The organism is Sphaerospermopsis sp. FACHB-1094 (assembly GCF_014696195.1).
In the GTDB taxonomy this organism is placed as follows: Bacteria; Cyanobacteriota; Cyanobacteriia; order Cyanobacteriales; family Nostocaceae; genus Sphaerospermopsis; species Sphaerospermopsis kisseleviana.
In genome coordinates this window covers 48,488-65,418 of sequence record NZ_JACJPT010000004.1, presented here as the reverse complement: position 1 = coordinate 65,418, position 16,931 = coordinate 48,488, and the positions used below count along the sequence as shown (strand labels likewise).

General features: G+C 39.4%; 19 protein-coding genes. 4 read left to right on the top strand and 15 right to left on the bottom strand.

Annotated elements, in window-relative coordinates; translation table 11 throughout:
- Window positions 1–40 precede the first annotated feature (40 nt).
- A complete protein-coding gene (locus tag H6F47_RS02125) occupies window positions 41–1,081 on the top strand; it encodes a glucokinase (protein WP_137666143.1) in 1,041 nt (346 codons plus the stop codon).
- 55 nt (window positions 1,082–1,136) lie between these two features.
- Window positions 1,137–1,739: a hypothetical protein gene (locus tag H6F47_RS02120; RefSeq protein WP_137666147.1), complete on the top strand. Its 603-nt coding sequence runs from the start codon at window positions 1,137–1,139 to the stop codon at window positions 1,737–1,739.
- A gap of 343 nt (window positions 1,740–2,082) precedes the next feature.
- Here H6F47_RS02120 and H6F47_RS02115 read toward each other — a convergent pair whose 3' ends face one another.
- From H6F47_RS02115 to H6F47_RS02070, 10 genes are all read right to left on the bottom strand, one after another.
- Entirely contained in the window at window positions 2,083–3,030 is a 948-nt protein-coding gene (locus H6F47_RS02115) for a F0F1 ATP synthase subunit gamma (protein ID WP_096572354.1), read from the bottom strand.
- Window positions 3,031–3,126: 96 nt separating this feature from the next.
- Window positions 3,127–4,647, bottom strand: coding sequence for a F0F1 ATP synthase subunit alpha (gene atpA / locus H6F47_RS02110; protein ID WP_096572353.1), 1,521 nt, complete (start codon window positions 4,645–4,647; stop codon window positions 3,127–3,129).
- 134 nt (window positions 4,648–4,781) lie between these two features.
- Window positions 4,782–5,336: an ATP synthase F1 subunit delta gene (gene atpH / locus H6F47_RS02105; RefSeq protein ID WP_096572352.1), complete on the bottom strand. Its 555-nt coding sequence runs from the start codon at window positions 5,334–5,336 to the stop codon at window positions 4,782–4,784.
- 5 nt (window positions 5,337–5,341) lie between these two features.
- Window positions 5,342–5,899, bottom strand: coding sequence for a F0F1 ATP synthase subunit B (locus H6F47_RS02100; protein ID WP_096572351.1), 558 nt, complete (start codon window positions 5,897–5,899; stop codon window positions 5,342–5,344).
- A 163-nt stretch (window positions 5,900–6,062) separates the two neighbouring features.
- On the bottom strand, window positions 6,063–6,554 hold the full coding sequence (locus H6F47_RS02095; protein WP_096572350.1) for a F0F1 ATP synthase subunit B': 492 nt from the start codon (window positions 6,552–6,554) through the stop codon (window positions 6,063–6,065).
- A 159-nt stretch (window positions 6,555–6,713) separates the two neighbouring features.
- Window positions 6,714–6,959 carry an ATP synthase F0 subunit C gene (gene atpE / locus H6F47_RS02090; RefSeq protein WP_010994186.1) on the bottom strand — a complete coding sequence of 82 codons (246 nt, stop codon included), beginning with the start codon at window positions 6,957–6,959 and terminating at the stop codon, window positions 6,714–6,716.
- A 231-nt stretch (window positions 6,960–7,190) separates the two neighbouring features.
- Window positions 7,191–7,946 (bottom strand): F0F1 ATP synthase subunit A, encoded by a 756-nt coding sequence (gene atpB, locus H6F47_RS02085; protein ID WP_096572349.1) that lies wholly within the window; start codon window positions 7,944–7,946, stop codon window positions 7,191–7,193.
- A 51-nt stretch (window positions 7,947–7,997) separates the two neighbouring features.
- Window positions 7,998–8,459: an ATP synthase subunit I gene (locus tag H6F47_RS02080; protein WP_096572891.1), complete on the bottom strand. Its 462-nt coding sequence runs from the start codon at window positions 8,457–8,459 to the stop codon at window positions 7,998–8,000.
- Window positions 8,460–8,820: 361 nt separating this feature from the next.
- The gene (locus H6F47_RS02075) at window positions 8,821–8,985 is read right to left on the bottom strand and encodes a hypothetical protein (protein WP_190347157.1); all 165 of its coding nucleotides are present in this window, start codon (window positions 8,983–8,985) and stop codon (window positions 8,821–8,823) included.
- A 536-nt stretch (window positions 8,986–9,521) separates the two neighbouring features.
- Complete coding sequence (locus tag H6F47_RS02070; protein ID WP_137666145.1) at window positions 9,522–10,151, bottom strand: phosphoribosylanthranilate isomerase; 630 nt, start codon at window positions 10,149–10,151, stop codon at window positions 9,522–9,524.
- 149 nt (window positions 10,152–10,300) lie between these two features.
- Between H6F47_RS02070 and psaK the strand changes: the two genes are divergently transcribed.
- Both psaK and H6F47_RS02060 read left to right on the top strand, forming a co-directional pair.
- Window positions 10,301–10,552 (top strand): photosystem I reaction center subunit PsaK, encoded by a 252-nt coding sequence (gene psaK / locus H6F47_RS02065; protein WP_096572347.1) that lies wholly within the window; start codon window positions 10,301–10,303, stop codon window positions 10,550–10,552.
- 352 nt (window positions 10,553–10,904) lie between these two features.
- Window positions 10,905–12,122, top strand: a complete 1,218-nt coding sequence (locus tag H6F47_RS02060) for a site-2 protease family protein (protein WP_190647467.1) — start codon at window positions 10,905–10,907, stop codon at window positions 12,120–12,122.
- A 515-nt stretch (window positions 12,123–12,637) separates the two neighbouring features.
- Here the strand turns inward: H6F47_RS02060 and H6F47_RS02055 are convergent.
- The 5 genes from H6F47_RS02055 to H6F47_RS02040 all read right to left on the bottom strand — a co-directional run bounded on the left by H6F47_RS02055 (window position 12,638) and on the right by H6F47_RS02040 (window position 16,637).
- Window positions 12,638–13,330, bottom strand: coding sequence for a manganese catalase family protein (locus H6F47_RS02055; RefSeq protein WP_137668167.1), 693 nt, complete (start codon window positions 13,328–13,330; stop codon window positions 12,638–12,640).
- Between the two features lie 152 nt (window positions 13,331–13,482).
- Window positions 13,483–13,755, bottom strand: a complete 273-nt coding sequence (locus H6F47_RS02050) for a GlsB/YeaQ/YmgE family stress response membrane protein (RefSeq protein ID WP_096572890.1) — start codon at window positions 13,753–13,755, stop codon at window positions 13,483–13,485.
- 269 nt (window positions 13,756–14,024) lie between these two features.
- Entirely contained in the window at window positions 14,025–15,407 is a 1,383-nt protein-coding gene (hemN, locus tag H6F47_RS02045; protein ID WP_096572344.1) for an oxygen-independent coproporphyrinogen III oxidase, read from the bottom strand.
- Window positions 15,407–15,538, bottom strand: a complete 132-nt coding sequence (locus H6F47_RS28355) for a hypothetical protein (RefSeq protein WP_277877120.1) — start codon at window positions 15,536–15,538, stop codon at window positions 15,407–15,409. Before H6F47_RS28355 ends, hemN begins: the two co-directional genes overlap by 1 nt.
- A 424-nt stretch (window positions 15,539–15,962) precedes the next feature.
- The gene (locus H6F47_RS02040; RefSeq protein WP_096572889.1) at window positions 15,963–16,637 is read right to left on the bottom strand and encodes a heme oxygenase (biliverdin-producing); all 675 of its coding nucleotides are present in this window, start codon (window positions 16,635–16,637) and stop codon (window positions 15,963–15,965) included.
- Window positions 16,638–16,931 lie beyond the last annotated feature (294 nt).

Sequence of the window (16,931 nt, the reverse complement as noted above, 5' to 3'; positions counted from 1 at the left end):
CACACAAACCAACAAACTAACAAACTAACTGATAAATTTTATGACATTACTATTAGCGGGAGATATCGGTGGCACGAAAACAATTTTACGCCTGGTAGAGTCTTCAAACTCATTAGGTTTAAAAACCTTGTATGAGGAAAGTTACCGCAGTGGAGATTTTCCTGATTTAGTGCCAATTGTCCAAAAATTTTTAGCCGCAGCGAATCTATCAACAGGCAATACATCTACACCAGAAAAAGCTTGTTTTGCGATCGCCGGACCCGTAGTACAAAACACCGCTAAACTTACTAATTTAGCTTGGTTTTTAGACACGGAAAGATTAGCAAAACAATTAAATATTCCGGCAATTTCCCTAATTAATGACTTTGCAGCCGTCGGTTATGGTATTTTTGGTTTAACCACACAAGATTTAGTCACCTTACAAGTTGGTAAATATCAACCTGATGCACCGATGGCGGTTATTGGTGCAGGAACAGGTTTAGGACAAGGTTTTTTAATCAAACAAGGAAACCAATATCAAGTTTTTCCCTCCGAAGGTGGCCACGCAGATTTTGCCCCCCGCAATGAATTAGAATTTCAACTGTTGAAATATTTATTGTCTAAACATGATATTCAACGTGCATCTGTAGAAAGAGTAGTTTCCGGTTTAGGGATCACTTCCATTTACCAATTTTTAAGAGATAGACAAATAGACACAGAAAACCCAGAAATAGCCCAAATAGTCAGAAGCTGGGAACAAGAAGCCGGAAAAGCAGAAAAAACCGTTGATCCTGGTGCTGCTATTGGTAGTGCAGCTTTAGAAAAACGCGATCGCCTATCAGAACAAACCATACAAATGTTCGTCGAAGCTTACGGTGCAGAAGCCGGCAACTTAGCCTTAAAACTCTTACCCTACGGAGGATTATATATTGCTGGAGGCATTGCCCCGAAAATTCTGCCCTTGATGCAAAATGGGAGTTTTATGTTAAATTTCACCCAAAAAGGCAGAATGCGTTCCCTCCTCGAAGAAATACCGGTGCATATAATCCTTAACCAACAAGTAGGATTAATAGGTGCGGCTTTATCTGCTTTTAGGTTATAAATAGCAGCAACAATAAAAACCGCATCTGCGAGGGCTACAAATTATGAATATGAAATTGAATATTGAATTTTTAATACCTTTCATTACTGCCACTTTTGTTTATAGTGGGTTTATTTCTGCCGAGGTAAGTAAATCCCAACCTATAGCTACTCACAAAAAACCAAATGTTCCCGAAGTAGTGCAGTCACAATGGAAAATATTTACTCCCCCAGATAAGAGTTTTCAAGTTTTAATGCCAGTCAGACCAAACACGAAAACTCAAATTCAAAAAACCTACATGGGAGAAATAAAATTAAATATATTTGTAGCCCAACCACCGGAACAGGAAGTTGCATATTTAGTCACTTACAATGAATTTCCTTACAGCTATGCTAAGATGACTAGCCCACAACAAATATTGAATCAAGCCAAAGAAAATACCTTAAAAGCAACACAAAGCAATTTAATTAGTGAACGTAATATTCGCAGTTCCAACAGTCATCCAGGTAAAGAAATTCAGTATATAGATTCGGCTGGTAAAGTAACTACAAATAGGATGTATGTTGCTGAAGGAAGATTATATCAAGTCATGGCAATAGTTTCTAGAAAACAGCGTTCCACATTAGAAAAAACTATTACCGGATATTTAAATTCCTTTCAGTTAGTTTTGAGAAGATGATCCGATTTTAGATTTTGGATTTTAGATTTTGGATTATAAAAAATACAAAATTTCCCAATGTCTAAAAATTTCTTGTGGCATCCTGCCCGCTATTCCTTAACGGGTGACAAGGTAGTTAGCGGTTGCTGAATAAAGACAAAAGCTAGATATATTGAAGGTTTGAGGCTAATAAACAAGAAAAAGATGCCAGGATTTTGAAGGGTATACCTGAAAAAGTGTGCATTTTGGGTCTGATAAATCTTCGTGGTTCATTCCTTCTTAAACCTCATCAAGTAATCGGCAATAGGTGATAAATAATAATCTTACCAATTCAATTACCCATCACCCATCACCAACTACCAAATTAACTAAGTGCTTCCGCACCACCCACAACTTCCAGAAGTTCCTGAGTAATAGCAGCTTGACGCGCCTTATTATAAGAAAGAGTCAAAGTGCTAATGAGTTGACCAGCATTATCACTAGCATTACTCATCGCAGTCATCCGTGCAGCAAGTTCACTAGCTGCGGACTCTTGTAAAGCTCTTAATAACTGATTGCTCAGATATAAAGGCAATAAAGAATCTAAAATTTGTACAGGGTCTTGTTCAAAAATCATGTCACGGGGTAAAGCGCGAACTGTACTAGCTACCTTTTCCCGTTCCACTTGGAACTGACCACCACGAGTAGTTAAGCGGAAAACTTCATCATCTGCGGTTTCCAAACCTTGAGTATCCAAAGGTAACAAAGTTTGCACCACAGGACGAGAACTCACCAAAGACACGAAGCGAGTATAAATTAACTCAATTCTGTCTACCTTTTCTGACAAGAACAAAGAAAGCAACTCATCAGCGATATTAGTAGCTTCTGCTGCTGTAGGAATTTGTTCTAAACCAGTGTAGTTAGCATCAATTTTGTAACCACGACGTTGGAAGTATTGAGTAGCTTTGCGACCCACGATCACAAAAGTTACATCTAAACCTTCCGCTTTGAGTTCCTTAGCGCGGTTTTCTGCACGACGGATCACGTTAGCATTGTAACCGCCACACAGACCTCTATCACCTGAAACTACCAACAAACCAACAGATTTAACTTCCCGTTTTTTCAGTAGTGGTAGGTCTACATCTTCAAACTTTAAGCGAGTTTGTAAACCAAATAATACTTGTGCCAAACGGTCAGCAAAGGGACGGGTGGCAATTACCTGCTCTTGAGCGCGACGTACTCTCGCCGCAGCCACTAGCCGCATAGCTTCGGTAATTTTTTTGGTGTTTTTGACCGACTGAATGCGATCGCGTATTGCTTTGAGATTAGGCATAATATTTAGGTCATTGGTAATTGGTAATTGGTAATTGGTAATTGGGTAAAAGTTCTTGCTATTACCTATTACCCATTACCCATTACCCATTAACTGTTACGCTGTAGCTAAAAAGGTCTTCTTGTAATCAGCTAAAGCTTCTTTGAGGGCTGCTTCTTCAGCATCTCCCAATACTTTGCTGCCTTGTACTGCTGAGTAGTAGGAGTTCTTACCAGTCTTCAAGTATTCACGGAAACCTCTAACAAAGCTGGTAACTTGGTTTACAGCAATGTCATCTAAATAACCGTTAATACCAGCGTAGAGAATCGCTACTTGTTCAGCTACAGATAGAGGATCGTTTTGGGGCTGTTTCAACAATTCCCGTAAACGTACACCACGAGCTAACTGATCTTGAGTAGCTTTATCTAAGTCAGAAGCAAATTGCGCGAACGCTTGTAAGTCGTCAAACTGAGCCAATTCCAGTTTAATCTTACCTGCTACCTTCTTCATCGCCTTGGTTTGTGCCGCAGAACCTACACGGGATACGGAGATACCGGGGTTAACCGCAGGACGGATACCAGAGTTGAACAAGTCAGAAGATAAGAAAATCTGACCATCAGTAATAGAAATTACGTTGGTAGGAATGTAAGCGGATACGTCACCAGCTTGGGTTTCAATGATAGGTAATGCAGTCATACTACCTTTACCTAATTCATCGCTGAGTTTAGCAGCACGTTCCAACAAGCGAGAGTGAATGTAGAATACGTCTCCAGGGTACGCTTCCCGTCCGGGTGGACGACGTAACAACAAGGACATCTGACGATAAGCCTGAGCTTGCTTAGACAAATCATCATAAACAATCAGGGTCGCTTTGCCTTTATACATGAAGTATTCAGCAATAGAAGCGCCTGTGTAGGGAGCTAAGAATTGTAAAGTTGCAGGGTCACTGGCGTTAGCGGCGACAACTACGGTGTAGTCCATCGCGCCTTTTTCTTGTAAAGTTTGCACAACGTTAGCAACGGTGGAAGCTTTTTGACCAACGGCTACGTATACACAAACTACATCTTCACCTTTTTGGTTAATGATGGTGTCAATAGCGATCGCAGTTTTACCGGTTTGGCGGTCTCCGATAATCAACTCACGCTGACCCCGACCTACGGGAATCATCGAGTCAATAGCGGTAATACCAGTTTGCATGGGTTCATGTACAGAACGACGTGCAATAATACCGGGGGCTGGGGATTCAATCAAACGACTTTCGCCAGTTTTGATTTCGCCCTTACCATCAATAGCGCGACCCAAAGCGTCAACAACACGACCGATTAAAGCATCACCTACAGCTACTTGAGCAATTCTACCAGTAGCGGTAACGGTGCTGCCTTCTTGGATATTGCGGCCTTCACCCATCAATACCGCACCAACGTTATCTTCTTCTAAGTTTTGGGCGATACCAACAGTACCATCTTCAAATTCTAGGAGTTCCCCAGCCATAGCTTTTTCTAAGCCATAGATCCGGGCAATACCATCACCAACTTGCAGTACAGTACCAACATTAGCAACTTTGACTTCCTTGTCATATTGCTCGATTTGTTGTTGGATAATGCTGCTGATTTCGTCAGGTCTAATTGAAATGCTCATTATGCCTATTGTTCAGTGTTCTTTCAAGACAAAAGAAGTTTTTGGTAAACGGTGATTGGTGATTGGTGACTGGTGACTGGGAAGAATATGATTCATTACCCATTACCCATTACCCATTACCCATTACCCATTACCTAACCATTAGTTAAGCGCAAAGAAAGGCGACGTAGTTGACCACGTAAGCTGGCATCAATAACTTGAGAACCGACTTTGATCACCACACCACCAATTAAATCGGTGTCGATTTTGGTTTCAATTTCTACTTCCCGTGCTTTGGTAATAGAAAGAACCTTTTCTTTCACTGTTTGCAGTTGTGCATCTGTCAAAGGAACAGCAGAAGTTACTTCTGCTAAAACCGTTTGATTCAATTCCCGTAACAGGTTTACATACTGCTGTAAAATTGGCTCTAGAAAAGAAATTCGTCTTCTATCAACCAACAGCAAAATGAAATTTCTCAGATAGGGGTTAACACCTTCCCCTAACAATTGTTTGAGGAAATTCTTTTTGTTTTCTGGTTGAATAAAGGGGTTATCCAAAAAGTTTTGCAATTCCCCAGAACCAGAAATCAAACTAACTAGAGTCCGTGCATCTGCACCAAACTCTTCTGTCAAATTATTTGCTTGAGCAACGGATAACAAAGCCTGTGCATAAGGCTGGGCTACTTCTGCTGTAGCTGCATTACTTTTCATGGTTTCTAACCTCCCAATTGAGCGATGCTACGGTCAATAATAGTTTTTTGAGCATCCTCAGCAATGCCAGTCTTGAGTTCAGCTTCCGCCTTTTGCAGTGCTTGAGCTACTACTTTTTGACGCAATTGAGAAATTACGCGCTCTAGTTCTGCATTCAAGTCAGCCGCACCAGCAGCTTGCATTTTCTCAATGTCAGCAGCAGCTTGAACCAAAATAGCCTCACCAGCAGTTTTTGCACTTACTTCTGCATCAGCTTTAATTCTGGTAGCTTCAGCTTGAGCTTGCGTTAGCTTTTGTTGCGCTTCTTGCAATTGCTTTGCAGCTGACGCTGCTCTTTGCTCTGCACTCTTAATTGCTGTTTCAATATTTTCTCGACGAGATTTGAGGGTATTACCCAAAACCTTACGTCCGAAAACAAACAGTACAGTAATAATAATGGCAAGGTTAATTAGGTTGGTCTCTAAAATATTAGTATTTAGACCAAAACCACTATGTTCTGCTCCCTCTGCCAGTTCACCTCCGACGGCGGCTGCTTCCGCCATCAATAGTACAAAAGTCCCCATGATTTTCTATCCACAACTGCGCTGCCAAATTCAAAATCTATTGTCAGTAGTCAGTGGTCAGTGGTCAGTTTTCAGTGATTACTTTCTTCACTGTTCCCTGTTCCCTGCGATGCACTGAGCTTGTCGAAGTGTTCCCTGTTCCCTTCCCCGACAATTCTGCGAGTTAGCGTTGGCCTATTAAGTCAGCACCTAACAGCTTCTCTAGTATTTGGCGACTGAGGGCATCTACCTGAGCTTCTAAGGAAGCTAAAGCTTGTTGTTTTTGCTGCTCAATTTCACCAGCTGCTTTTTCTCTTTGTGCTTGGGCTTCTTGCTGCGCGGCAGCTATTTTCTGGGCTGCTGTTTTTTGCGCTTCTGCTTGAGCTTGGGCAATAATCGCTTGTGCTTGTCTTCTTGCGCCGGCTAGTTCTTGTTCATACTGCTCGGCTAACTTTTCCGCTTTTGACAAGCGTTCTTGGGCATCCAATTGATTGTTACGGACATATTCATTACGTCCATCAATGGCTTTACCCAATGGTTTATAGAGAGTTGCATTCAATATCAGGGCTAAAACTAGAAACTGGATTGCCATCAAGGGCAAAGTCGCATCTAAGTCAAACAAGCCCCCTTCTTTGGCAACTTCTTCTACTGCCAATAAGGTGATCCAGTGTGTCATTGTTGCTTGTTCCTATCTATGGTTGTAGTCCTGAGTTATGATTGGTGGATGTTATGAGTTATGAGTTAGTGAGTCATTAATTCAACTCCTAACTCCTAACTCCTAACTCCTAATTTTTGTCACTCAGCACTCAGACTGTGTACTCAGACTGTGTACTAATTATGCGAAGGGGTTAGCAAACAACAGTACGAGAGCAACTACTAGACCGTAGATGGTTAACGCTTCCATGAACGCCAAACTGAGCAACAATGTACCGCGAATTTTACCTTCTGCTTCAGGCTGACGAGCAATACCTTCCACAGCTTGTCCTGCTGCGTTACCTTGACCAATACCAGGGCCGATTGCAGCCAAACCAACAGCGAGAGCAGCAGCTAATACGGAAGCAGCAGAAACTAATGGATCCATGATATTCTTTCCTTACTTTATACAGTGGTTAGTTGTTGAACTTGTAGAGTTGTTTAGTAGTCAGCTATCAGTTATCAGCTTTCAGCGATCAGATGTTGTTTTTTGGTTGACTGCTCTCGGTTGACTGTTGACTACTTTCTGTCACCTGTCACCCATCACCTGTCACCTCATAACTGTCACCTGTCACCTGTCACCTGTCACCTCATGACTGACTTTTGTCATCTGAGGGGTTTAGTGATGTCCCTCATGCTCTTCGCCATGATGATCTTCCATCGCTTCACCAATATAGGCGGCGGCGAGGGTGGCAAAAATTAGGGCTTGAATAGCACTTGTGAATAATCCCAAGGCCATTACTGGCAATGGTACAAATAGAGGCACTAGCAACACTAGCACGCCTACGACCAATTCATCAGCTAAGATATTACCGAATAAACGGAAGCTTAGGGAAAGAGGCTTGGTGAAATCTTCAATAATTTTGAAGGGCAACATGAAGGAAACTGGTTGCACATAGTTGCCGAAGTACCCTAAGCCTTTCTTGCTGAATCCAGCATAGAAGTAAGCTAATGAAGTTAACAGTGCTAAGGCAACTGTTGTGTTAATGTCGCTGGTGGGAGCGGCCAGTTCACCTTCTGGCAAATGAATTAGTTTAAATGGAACTAATGCCCCTGACCAGTTAGACACGAAAATAAACAAAAACAATGTGCCGATAAATGGCACCCAGGGGCGATATTCTTTTTCGCCGATCTGGTTTTTTGCTAAGTCCCGAATAAATTCTAGGGCAAATTCCATCAAGTTTTGAATGCCGCTAGGAATGCGTTTAACGTTGCTGCTTGCCAAGATGGAAACCAGTGTTAATACGCCAATTACAAACCAGGAGGTGAGAAACACCTGTCCATGTAGCTTTAAGTTGCCTATTTGCCAGTACAGATGTTTACCCACTTCCAATTCTGCCAATGGAAGGGAGTAAAAGTTCAGAAAATTCAGCATTTTCTTGTTAGTTGGATCGCTTCTCTCATCTTACTGGAGAAACAGAGCGTTTTAAGGTTGCCGGAGCTTTGTGGAGTCAGATATAAACGCCACTCTAACTACATAGATGATGAGTGTGGCTTTATAGGTGAGAAATCCCAAGAATATGGGCATGATTTCCAGTTGTTTCAACTTTGATGCTAACAAAATCAGGATGACTAATAAAGCTAACCTGGTTTTACTCAGCTTTTGTTTCTCTGTACCTAATCGCTCTACATCTTTGGCCAACATCCTCAAGTAAAGCACACCTGCACACGCCCCTAATAAATAATTTAGAGCAATGTTGAGGGAATAGGAAACCCAAACAGAGATGAAAATGACCCCTGTTAACACAAGCGTGATTACCAACAACTCTTGATAGAGTTGATAAAACTCCTGCATGGAGGAGCTTGCTGGCTGTTTTTCTTCAGAACTAGCTTGAGTATCTTGTTCTGTTGTCGGAGTGGGTACAATTTGTTCTTCTGACAAGCTCACGGGACTTGAAACCAGTACAGCTAAATAGGGTGACTGCACATTCAGTCAGTTGAATCATATCACGCTCTGGTAACAATACTTTAGAAAAAAACAATTATCTTATTTTTTGGTGATTGGTGACTGGGGACTGGTGATTGGTGACTGGGGACTGGGAAAATACAAATAATTTTCCCTGTTCTCTGCTCCCTGCTCCCCTGCCTCTTCTACACTCTCTCGCTAGGTGTAGGGATGAGTAGTTGATGTTTTATGAGGTTTTAGACTACGTTTAAGTATAACTACTGAACTTTAGACTAAAAACACAAAATGACTCAGGGAAGCTGAGTTGAAAAAAAGCAAAGTAAAAAATTCAAAAAATGAGAAATCAAGCAGTTTTTGGCTGGGCTTTACGTGAAGGTGAAGTACGCTTTTTAACGATAGGATAGCGAATTCTACGTTGTCTGTTCTGTCCGGTCTTCCAGCCGGGAGATTTACCCCGTGGTTTTGGCGGTTGGGCAGGAGTGGAAACCCTGACTAAAATCCCAGGCATCGCTTGTGCAACCCTTCCAGGCGTAAGTTTAGTGATTTGTTTCTGCCATTTTTGCCTTTATTTTTAAACACATTTTTGATGTTTAATTAATAGTTTGGCATACTATGTACTGAAGAACCAAATTAAACACGGTTGTCTTTATTTTTGTCCTGATTTTTGTCCTGATTTTTCTATTTTATCACTACCTCAAGATTTGAGCGATCGCCTATTCTCAATATACGACAAATCAAATACAAAAAACAACTAGTATAAAACCTGATGTAATCTATCCTTAAATCCTGGATATTATCTCGACTTACTTCGACATAGTTCGACTGCGCTCACTAACCGCTCAGTACAAGTCGCGGTAGTTGAGCGTAGTCGAAACTCGATAACCACCTGATTATGACAAAATTTGAACGCAGATGAACGCGGATTTTTAATTTTTAATTTTTAATTTTTGACTTTTGATTTCCCGAAGGGTGTCCTGATGCTGACAAAATCATTCATTTATCAGCTTTCAGTAAACTGATTACTGATTACTGATAGCTGAATACTCACACAGACTTTAACCTAGCAAATAATAACTCTACTTTATCTAAATCTTTATCTCCTGGTGAACGTTCTACACCACTAGATAAATCAATTCCATCGGGATGAATTTGACTTAAAGCTGTTAATATATTATCTGGTGTTAGTCCTCCTGCTAAAAACCAAGGACGACTAGGTTTATAAGCTTGTAACATTTCCCAATCTAATGTTTTTCCTGTTCCTCCTAATTGTTGGGGATGGTAAGCATCTAATAGTAAAGTATCTACATAGTCAATATAGTTAGCTGTGGTTTCTAGTTGTTGTAAATTTCTCACTCGCAAGGCTTTAATAATTTCTATGTTTGGTAAAATTTGACGTAATTGATCACAAAATTCTGGTGTTTCATCTCCGTGCAACTGTACACCCGTTAATTTAGATGTTTGTACAGTTTCACTAATTTGTAAAATGCTGCTGTTGGCAAAAACGCCAATTTTATCAATATGATCTGGTAGTGGTGCTACTGCTGCTTGTATCTGTTCTATGGTAACGTAGCGTGGTGAAGTTGGCACACAAATAAATCCTAGTGCGGTTGCACCTAAGTTAGCTATAGCTAAAGACTGCTGTGGTTGAGTAATTCCGCAAATTTTAACTCGCATTTAAGTGTGAGATAAGTTTAATAAATGACGGGGGAAATTAAAAATAATTACAAAAGTACATTAATTTAAAGGAAAAACTTTTGCTTTGTCCTAGCTAATTCTATAATTTTGTAGGTTTGGATTCATTTTTCATAATAGGAGAATACATCTTGTTATCATCTATTTTATTAGCAGCAGCATCCGTACCCGCTACACCTGAGTGGAGTCCTACAGTTGGTATTATTATCAGTGCCAGTTGTTTGGTGGTACTTTTACTCAGTTTGGCAAGTAAAGCGCCCAAAGTAGGACCCCAAATGCCTTTACTTCCCGTAAGTGTAGCAGGTTTTATCGGTGCAATGGCTTTTGGTCATGTAATTGGTATTGGTATTGTTTTAGGACTGACTAACATCGGTCGTTTATAAGTTTAATTTAATGCTCTTTTACTAGAGAGTAACTTAAAAATTCGGCGGTAGGTAAACATTAACTTACTTACCGCTTTTTTATGTCTGGGGACTGGGGACTGGTGACTGGGGACTGGTGACTGGTGACTGGGGACTGGTGACTATGAGACAATGGAAAATTGATAATTGATAATTGATAATTGATAATTGATAATTGATAATTGATAATTGATAATTGATAATTGATAATTGATAATTGATAATTGATAATTGATAATTAATAATTAATAACTTCTACCTCCCCTACCTGCCCTACTTCCCCTGCCTTCTGCTATGGTGAGAAATATAAGAAATATATAAATAAATTGATGTAATGCAAAAAAATTGGCAAATTGGATCTTTATTTGGCATTCCTTTGTTTTTGGACTCCCTATGGTTTGTAATTGTTGGGTTGGCAACTTTAAATTTTGGGGTTGCTTACCAAGAATGGGGAACTGTCACGGCTTGGAGTGCAGGACTGGTAATGGCACTGCTGTTATTTACTTCTGTGCTGTTGCATGAGTTGGGGCATAGTTTAGTGGCGCAGTCCCAAGGAATTAAAGTTAATTCGATTACGCTGTTTTTCTTTGGTGGTATTGCAGCGATAGAGGAAGAGTCAAAAACTCCAGGTAAAGCTTTTCAAGTGGCGATCGCTGGTCCTGCGGTAAGTATTATCCTGTTTTTGTTGTTAACTCTAGGTTATCAAGTGATTCCTGATACTACATTATTAAATGTTATGGTCAGGGATTTAGCAAGAATTAACTTGGTTGTGGCTTTATTTAACTTGATTCCTGGTTTACCTTTGGATGGGGGACAGGTATTAAAAGCAGCACTGTGGAAAGTTACAGGCGATCGCTTTCAAGCAGTACATTGGGCGGCTAAGTCTGGACAAATTTTAGGTTATTGTGCGATCGCTTGCGGATTTGCTCTAGATTTCTTTACCCAGGAATTGGTAACAGGTTTGTGGATTGTATTATTAGGTTGGTTTGCAATTCGTAATGCCAATACCTATGACAATGTTACCACCCTGCAAGAAACTCTGATTAAACTCCAAGCAGTTGACGCGATGACTCGTGATTTTCGCGTAGTTGACGCAAATAAAACATTACGGGAGTTTGCGGACTTATATCTTTTAGATACATCTTTTCCCCATACATCACACATTGCACATACTTATTTTGCTGCATCCGATGGACGTTATCGGGGTTTAGTGAAAATTGATGATTTGCGGATCACGGAAAGAAGTCAGTGGGAAACTGAAACTTTGCAAACTATTGTTCATCCTCTGAACACAATACCCACTGTCAGCGAATCAACTTCTTTAGCAGACGTTATCAACAAACTAGAAAACGAGCAGCTACCCCAAATCACCGTACTTTCTCCCGCAGGTACAGTAGCTGGCGTGATTGATAGGGGAGATACTGTCAAGTGTTTAGCACAAGAGTTAAATTTGCAAATTAGCGAAGGGGAAATAAAGCGGATTAAAGAAGAAGGGACTTTTCCCCCTGGTTTGCAGTTAGGGGTAATAGCAAAGTCAGTAGTTGAGAGGTGACAGGGGACTGGGGACTGGTGACTGGTGACTGGTGACTGGTGACTAGGTGAGAAAAACTAAGTCTTGATCCTGACTCCTGACTCCTGTACGGGCGAAGTAGGGGCGAAGCATTCGGAAAATAGCCTTTTCATAAAATTGATAATTGGTTGCCCGAATGCTTCGCCCTTACAGGAAAATAGCCTTTTCATAAAATTGATAATTGGTTGCCCGAATGCTTCGCCCTTACAGGAAAATAGCCTTTTCATAAAATTGATAATTGGTTGCCCGAATGCTTCGCCCCTACGACTCCTGACTCCTGACTCCTGCTCTAAATTACAATTTGCCAACTATTTATTAAGCTCGACGTTCTAAAGGATTAGCCACATAATTAAATGTTGGTTCAGAGTCAATACTTTTCGGTTAAGCCCAAAAAATAGAATTATGTAGGTTGGGTTGACGTTAGGAAACCCAACATTGATAGGCTTTTGTTGGGTTGCGCTATCGCTTAACCCAACCTACGAAAACTCGACTATTTATTAAGCTCGACGTTCTAAAGGATTAGCGACATAATTAAATGTTGGTTCAGAGTTCCAAGGACCTCGTTGATCTGGCTCAGTTCCATTTGTAGATAAGTTGTAATAAAGAGAAACAGTTTCATCTGGTTGAACATTACCAAACATAGGATCAGTCAACTTACCCAAAGAATCCAAAGCTTTCATAAACATTTGGGTATGCGAAATTTCTCTTGTTAACAAATGCACTAAAGTATTTTTAGTTCCTTGATCTGTTGCCAGTTTAATTAACTCCTCATAAGTTTGCCTTGCGCCAGCTTCTGCGGCAATATTCGCCCGTAAATCTCGAACTACATCACCACCTTCATTCAAGTAATTTGCAGTCCAAGCATGACCTTGACTATCAAGAAAATGAGGTCCTATTCCGCGAATAGCAAAAAGAGTGCTGTTGTAAACTTCGGTTTGGTCGGTATTTTTTGTATGAGATTCTATGAGTTTACCAACCATTTCTAAATGACCAAATTCTTCAATGGCAATATCTTGGAGCATATCCCGAATACCAGGATTTTCTACATGAAAAGATTGCACCCAATATTGCAAAGCGGCTGTGAGTTCTCCAGTTGCACCGCCAAATTGCTCTAGAAGTAATTGAGCAAAGCGGGGGTTAGGTTCATCAACTTTGACAAAATGAATCGGTTCTTTTTTGTGAAAAAACATACAATACAATTAATTCAAATTTCCAAACAATTAATTCAAATTTCCAACTTCAAAACCCAAAATCTAAAATCCAAAATCCAAAATCCCGAATCCAAAATCCAAAATCCAAAATCTAAAATCTAAAATCTAAAATCCAAAATCTAAAATTGAATTTAGGCTCGGCTACTTCTTTGGAATAGCGTCCATAAATAAATCGCAAGTATCGCGCCAATTATTGCCACCAAAAGACCGGGAATACTTAAAGTTGCAGACGCAAATTGTAGAGTACCAGTGCGGAGGAGTGTAAATAAAGTTCCACCGATAAAAGCACCTACAATACCTAAAATTATTGTTGAGACAATGCCACCGCCTTGATGACCAGGATAAACAGCTTTGGCAAGCGCACCAGCTAATAGTCCTAAAATTATCCAAGCAATAATATTAATCATTGCCGATTACCTCTATAGTTTATACTGTATCAAATTTATTAGTATTGAAAGATAATTTTTTCTACCTGTTGATATATTTATTTAAATCAAAAGTTGTAGATAAAGGATTCAAGCTATCATAATTGTTAATTCCTGTTAATGCCATCAACATAAAAATATACCCCAATTATTAGATAATTAGGGTATTTAACGAATTACAAATTACCAATCACCAATTACCAATTACCAATTACCAATTACCAATCACCAATTACCAATTACCATACTCAAATAGCACGAGAGAATTTTGTTTCTTTAATTCTGCTATGAGTATCAAAGTTAACGGCGATATTTCTCACTAATAATCTACCAGTATCGGTAATTTGGATTTCGTCGGCTAATAAATTGACCAGTCCATCATCTTCCAGAGGTTTTAATTCTTCTAGTTCCTGGGCAAAATATCCATCAAAATTGATGTGATATTTCTTTTCAATGTCTGATTTATGTAACTGGAAGTGAGACATAATAGACATAATTACATCCCGTCTGATGATATCATCTTGGGTTAATTTAATGCCTTTACTGGTGGGAAGAATACCTGCTGTTACAGCTTGATAATAGTCCTTTAAACCTTTATGGTTTTGAGCATAGGCATCTTCTAACATACTAATAGATGTAGAACCAAAACCAAAAAGTTCGGTTTCTGCGTGAGTTGTATAACCTTGGAAGTTGCGTTTGAGAGTACCATTTTGTTGAGCGATCGCTAATTCATTATTAGTTTTCGCAAAATGATCCATACCGATAAACAAATACTCGTTATTTGTTAATTCTTCAATGGTCATTTTCAGGATATCTAACTTTTCCTGAGCGCCGGGTAATGTAGCCGGATCAATTCTTTTTTGTACAGGTTTCATCCAAGGTACATAGGCAAAATTAAACACCACAACTCGATCAGGATCTAGAGCAATTGTCTTTGTGACAGTTTCTCTAAAAGTATGTAGATTTTGGTAGGGTAAACCATAAATTAAATCTACATTTACACTAGCGAAATTAGCCTCTCTAATCCAATCCATTGCCTCAAACAACATTTTTTCTGGTTGGATACGGTTAACGGCTTTTTGTACTTCTGGGTTAAAGTCTTGGATACCAAAACTAATGCGATTAAAGCCAATATTTCTGAGAAATAGAATATATTCTCTACTGATATAACGGGGGTTAATTTCAATAGAAACTTCTGCATTTTCATCAATAGTGAAATAACGATTAATCTTATCCCACAAAAATTCAACTTGCTGCATTTCCAAATAATTTGGTGTTCCACCACCCCAGTGAATTTGCAAAACTTTGCGGCTGGTATCTATTAATTCGCTGGTATTTTGGATTTCCTGCGCTAAATTTTGTAGATAAGGTTTGGCAATATTCTTATTGCCAGAAATCACCGTATTACAGCCACAGAAATAACAAGCACTCTGGCAAAAAGGAATGTGGAAATATAAAGATAGGGGCGTTTGACGTTGATTAGAATTAATGATGGCTCTTTCAAAGTCTTGGGCGGTAAATGTTTCAGTTAATTCTGTAGCGGGTGGGTAGCTAGTGTATCTGGGTGCGCGGGTGTCATACTTTTTGATCAGGTCCAAATCGAATTTGACACCAGGTAATAGAAAGACCATCAAAACCTCCGAATTACTGTTAATTGAATGCCTAGTAGTTGCACTAAGTTTGAATTGGGTTTGAGTTGGGTGGGAATTTGTAGATTGGCAATAGGTTGATATTTATCTTTTGTTACCAATTGCCAAAACATTTGTATGTTTAGCTTCAAATAATGAAACTAAAGTGAAACTAAATAGCTAGGACTTACTGCAAGAAACCCGGTTTTGATTTACAGCAGTTTTCATGTCTTTAGACCACAGTCAGGGCGAAGCATTCGGACAATTAATTATCGGTTTTTACCTAAGACTATCATCCGAATGCTGATGCTTCCAGCACGCTTCGCGAACGCCCCTACATTGTTGACGCGAAACCTAAATCAAAATGTGGTTTATTTACCTGAAAATAGCTGTAAAATACTATCTGCTTTTGTGGGGTATAGAATTCACGACTACACAAACTTGTTTGGTGGTGAATACTATTGTTGGAAATAAACCGCAAAGTACGCAAAGTACGCGAAGTAAGAAGAGTAGGAGAGGGTTTTTGTTAGTTTACAGGTAATTTACAGAGTGAAAATATCAAACTAGGTCGTTATATGTAGCTCGACCTAATGCTTGCATTAAAATTGGTTCTAACTCTTTAATTATCTCCATATTTAAGTAGAAAGCATGGTTAGCTTCTGCTACAATTTTATCAGCCATCACATCATCAACAGGCACATTATCCAATGCTTGCCGATACTTATTTTTGAATGCCTGTTTATCGGGAATTTGGGCAAAGTTATAAAACTCAGTTCCTTCATAACCGGACAATTTCAAAGCTGACTGAGCCACTTTTTGTAGCATTTGTCCACCGGAAAGATCACCCATATAACGAGTATAGGCATGACCTAATAATAAAGCAGGTTCATGGGTAGAAAGTTGGTGAATACGCGCCAGGTATTTTTGAGTTGCTGTTGATGGTGTAATGAAATTCCGCCAGAGATTACCATGATAAAATAACATATCTTGTTCTAGAGATGCTTGGCGATTTAGTTCGGGAAAATACATTACACTAATTACAGGATGTTGTTTATGCTTCTCAATTGCTGATTCTAGTTCACTGTAAACAAAATACAGATTACTCAAAAATTTACTAAAGCATTCTCTGTCTACAACTCCTTGAACAAAACATTTCATAAAACCGACATTTTCTGCATCTGTATGAGCTTGTTGAGTACCAGAACGCAGTTTGATGGCTAAATTATTACTCATTGTTGCTTCCTTCATTTTCAAGCGCCAAATTTGCTCAATAGTCATCGACTCGTTTACCAGTTCACAGTCGATGTCAACAGGAAAAAATGACTATTCTGGGTTTATGGGGTGATCCACTAATCTATCCAGCAAATACCACTGCTGCTAAAGATCAGGGTTATTTTTACTCTTACAAAATATTTAACTATCAATCTTCTTATTAATATAAAGATATTTATATTTCTTTAGACTTTTAAATATAACGATATTCAGGATTTGATGATATTTTATATTTTATTGAGTAAAATTACTCTA

Excerpts from the sequence above, each read along its gene's own strand:
- H6F47_RS28355 (WP_277877120.1), bottom strand. The coding sequence starts at position 15,538 with ATGTTTTGGCAATTGGTAACAAAAGATAAATATCAACCTATTGCCAAT.
- atpE (WP_010994186.1), bottom strand. The coding sequence starts at position 6,959 with ATGGATCCATTAGTTTCTGCTGCTTCCGTATTAGCTGCTGCTCTCGCT.
- H6F47_RS02070 (WP_137666145.1), bottom strand. The coding sequence starts at position 10,151 with ATGCGAGTTAAAATTTGCGGAATTACTCAACCACAGCAGTCTTTAGCT.
- H6F47_RS02125 (WP_137666143.1), top strand. The coding sequence starts at position 41 with ATGACATTACTATTAGCGGGAGATATCGGTGGCACGAAAACAATTTTA.
- H6F47_RS02100 (WP_096572351.1), bottom strand. The coding sequence starts at position 5,899 with ATGGGGACTTTTGTACTATTGATGGCGGAAGCAGCCGCCGTCGGAGGT.
- atpA (WP_096572353.1), bottom strand. The coding sequence starts at position 4,647 with ATGAGCATTTCAATTAGACCTGACGAAATCAGCAGCATTATCCAACAA.
- H6F47_RS02095 (WP_096572350.1), bottom strand. The coding sequence starts at position 6,554 with ATGACACACTGGATCACCTTATTGGCAGTAGAAGAAGTTGCCAAAGAA.
- H6F47_RS02115 (WP_096572354.1), bottom strand. The coding sequence starts at position 3,030 with ATGCCTAATCTCAAAGCAATACGCGATCGCATTCAGTCGGTCAAAAAC.
- H6F47_RS02055 (WP_137668167.1), bottom strand. The coding sequence starts at position 13,330 with ATGTTTTTTCACAAAAAAGAACCGATTCATTTTGTCAAAGTTGATGAA.
- H6F47_RS02040 (WP_096572889.1), bottom strand. The coding sequence starts at position 16,637 with ATGAGTAATAATTTAGCCATCAAACTGCGTTCTGGTACTCAACAAGCT.
- H6F47_RS02075 (WP_190347157.1), bottom strand. The coding sequence starts at position 8,985 with ATGCCTGGGATTTTAGTCAGGGTTTCCACTCCTGCCCAACCGCCAAAA.
- H6F47_RS02060 (WP_190647467.1), top strand. The coding sequence starts at position 10,905 with ATGCAAAAAAATTGGCAAATTGGATCTTTATTTGGCATTCCTTTGTTT.
- atpB (WP_096572349.1), bottom strand. The coding sequence starts at position 7,946 with ATGCTGAATTTTCTGAACTTTTACTCCCTTCCATTGGCAGAATTGGAA.
- atpH (WP_096572352.1), bottom strand. The coding sequence starts at position 5,336 with ATGAAAAGTAATGCAGCTACAGCAGAAGTAGCCCAGCCTTATGCACAG.
- hemN (WP_096572344.1), bottom strand. The coding sequence starts at position 15,407 with ATGGTCTTTCTATTACCTGGTGTCAAATTCGATTTGGACCTGATCAAA.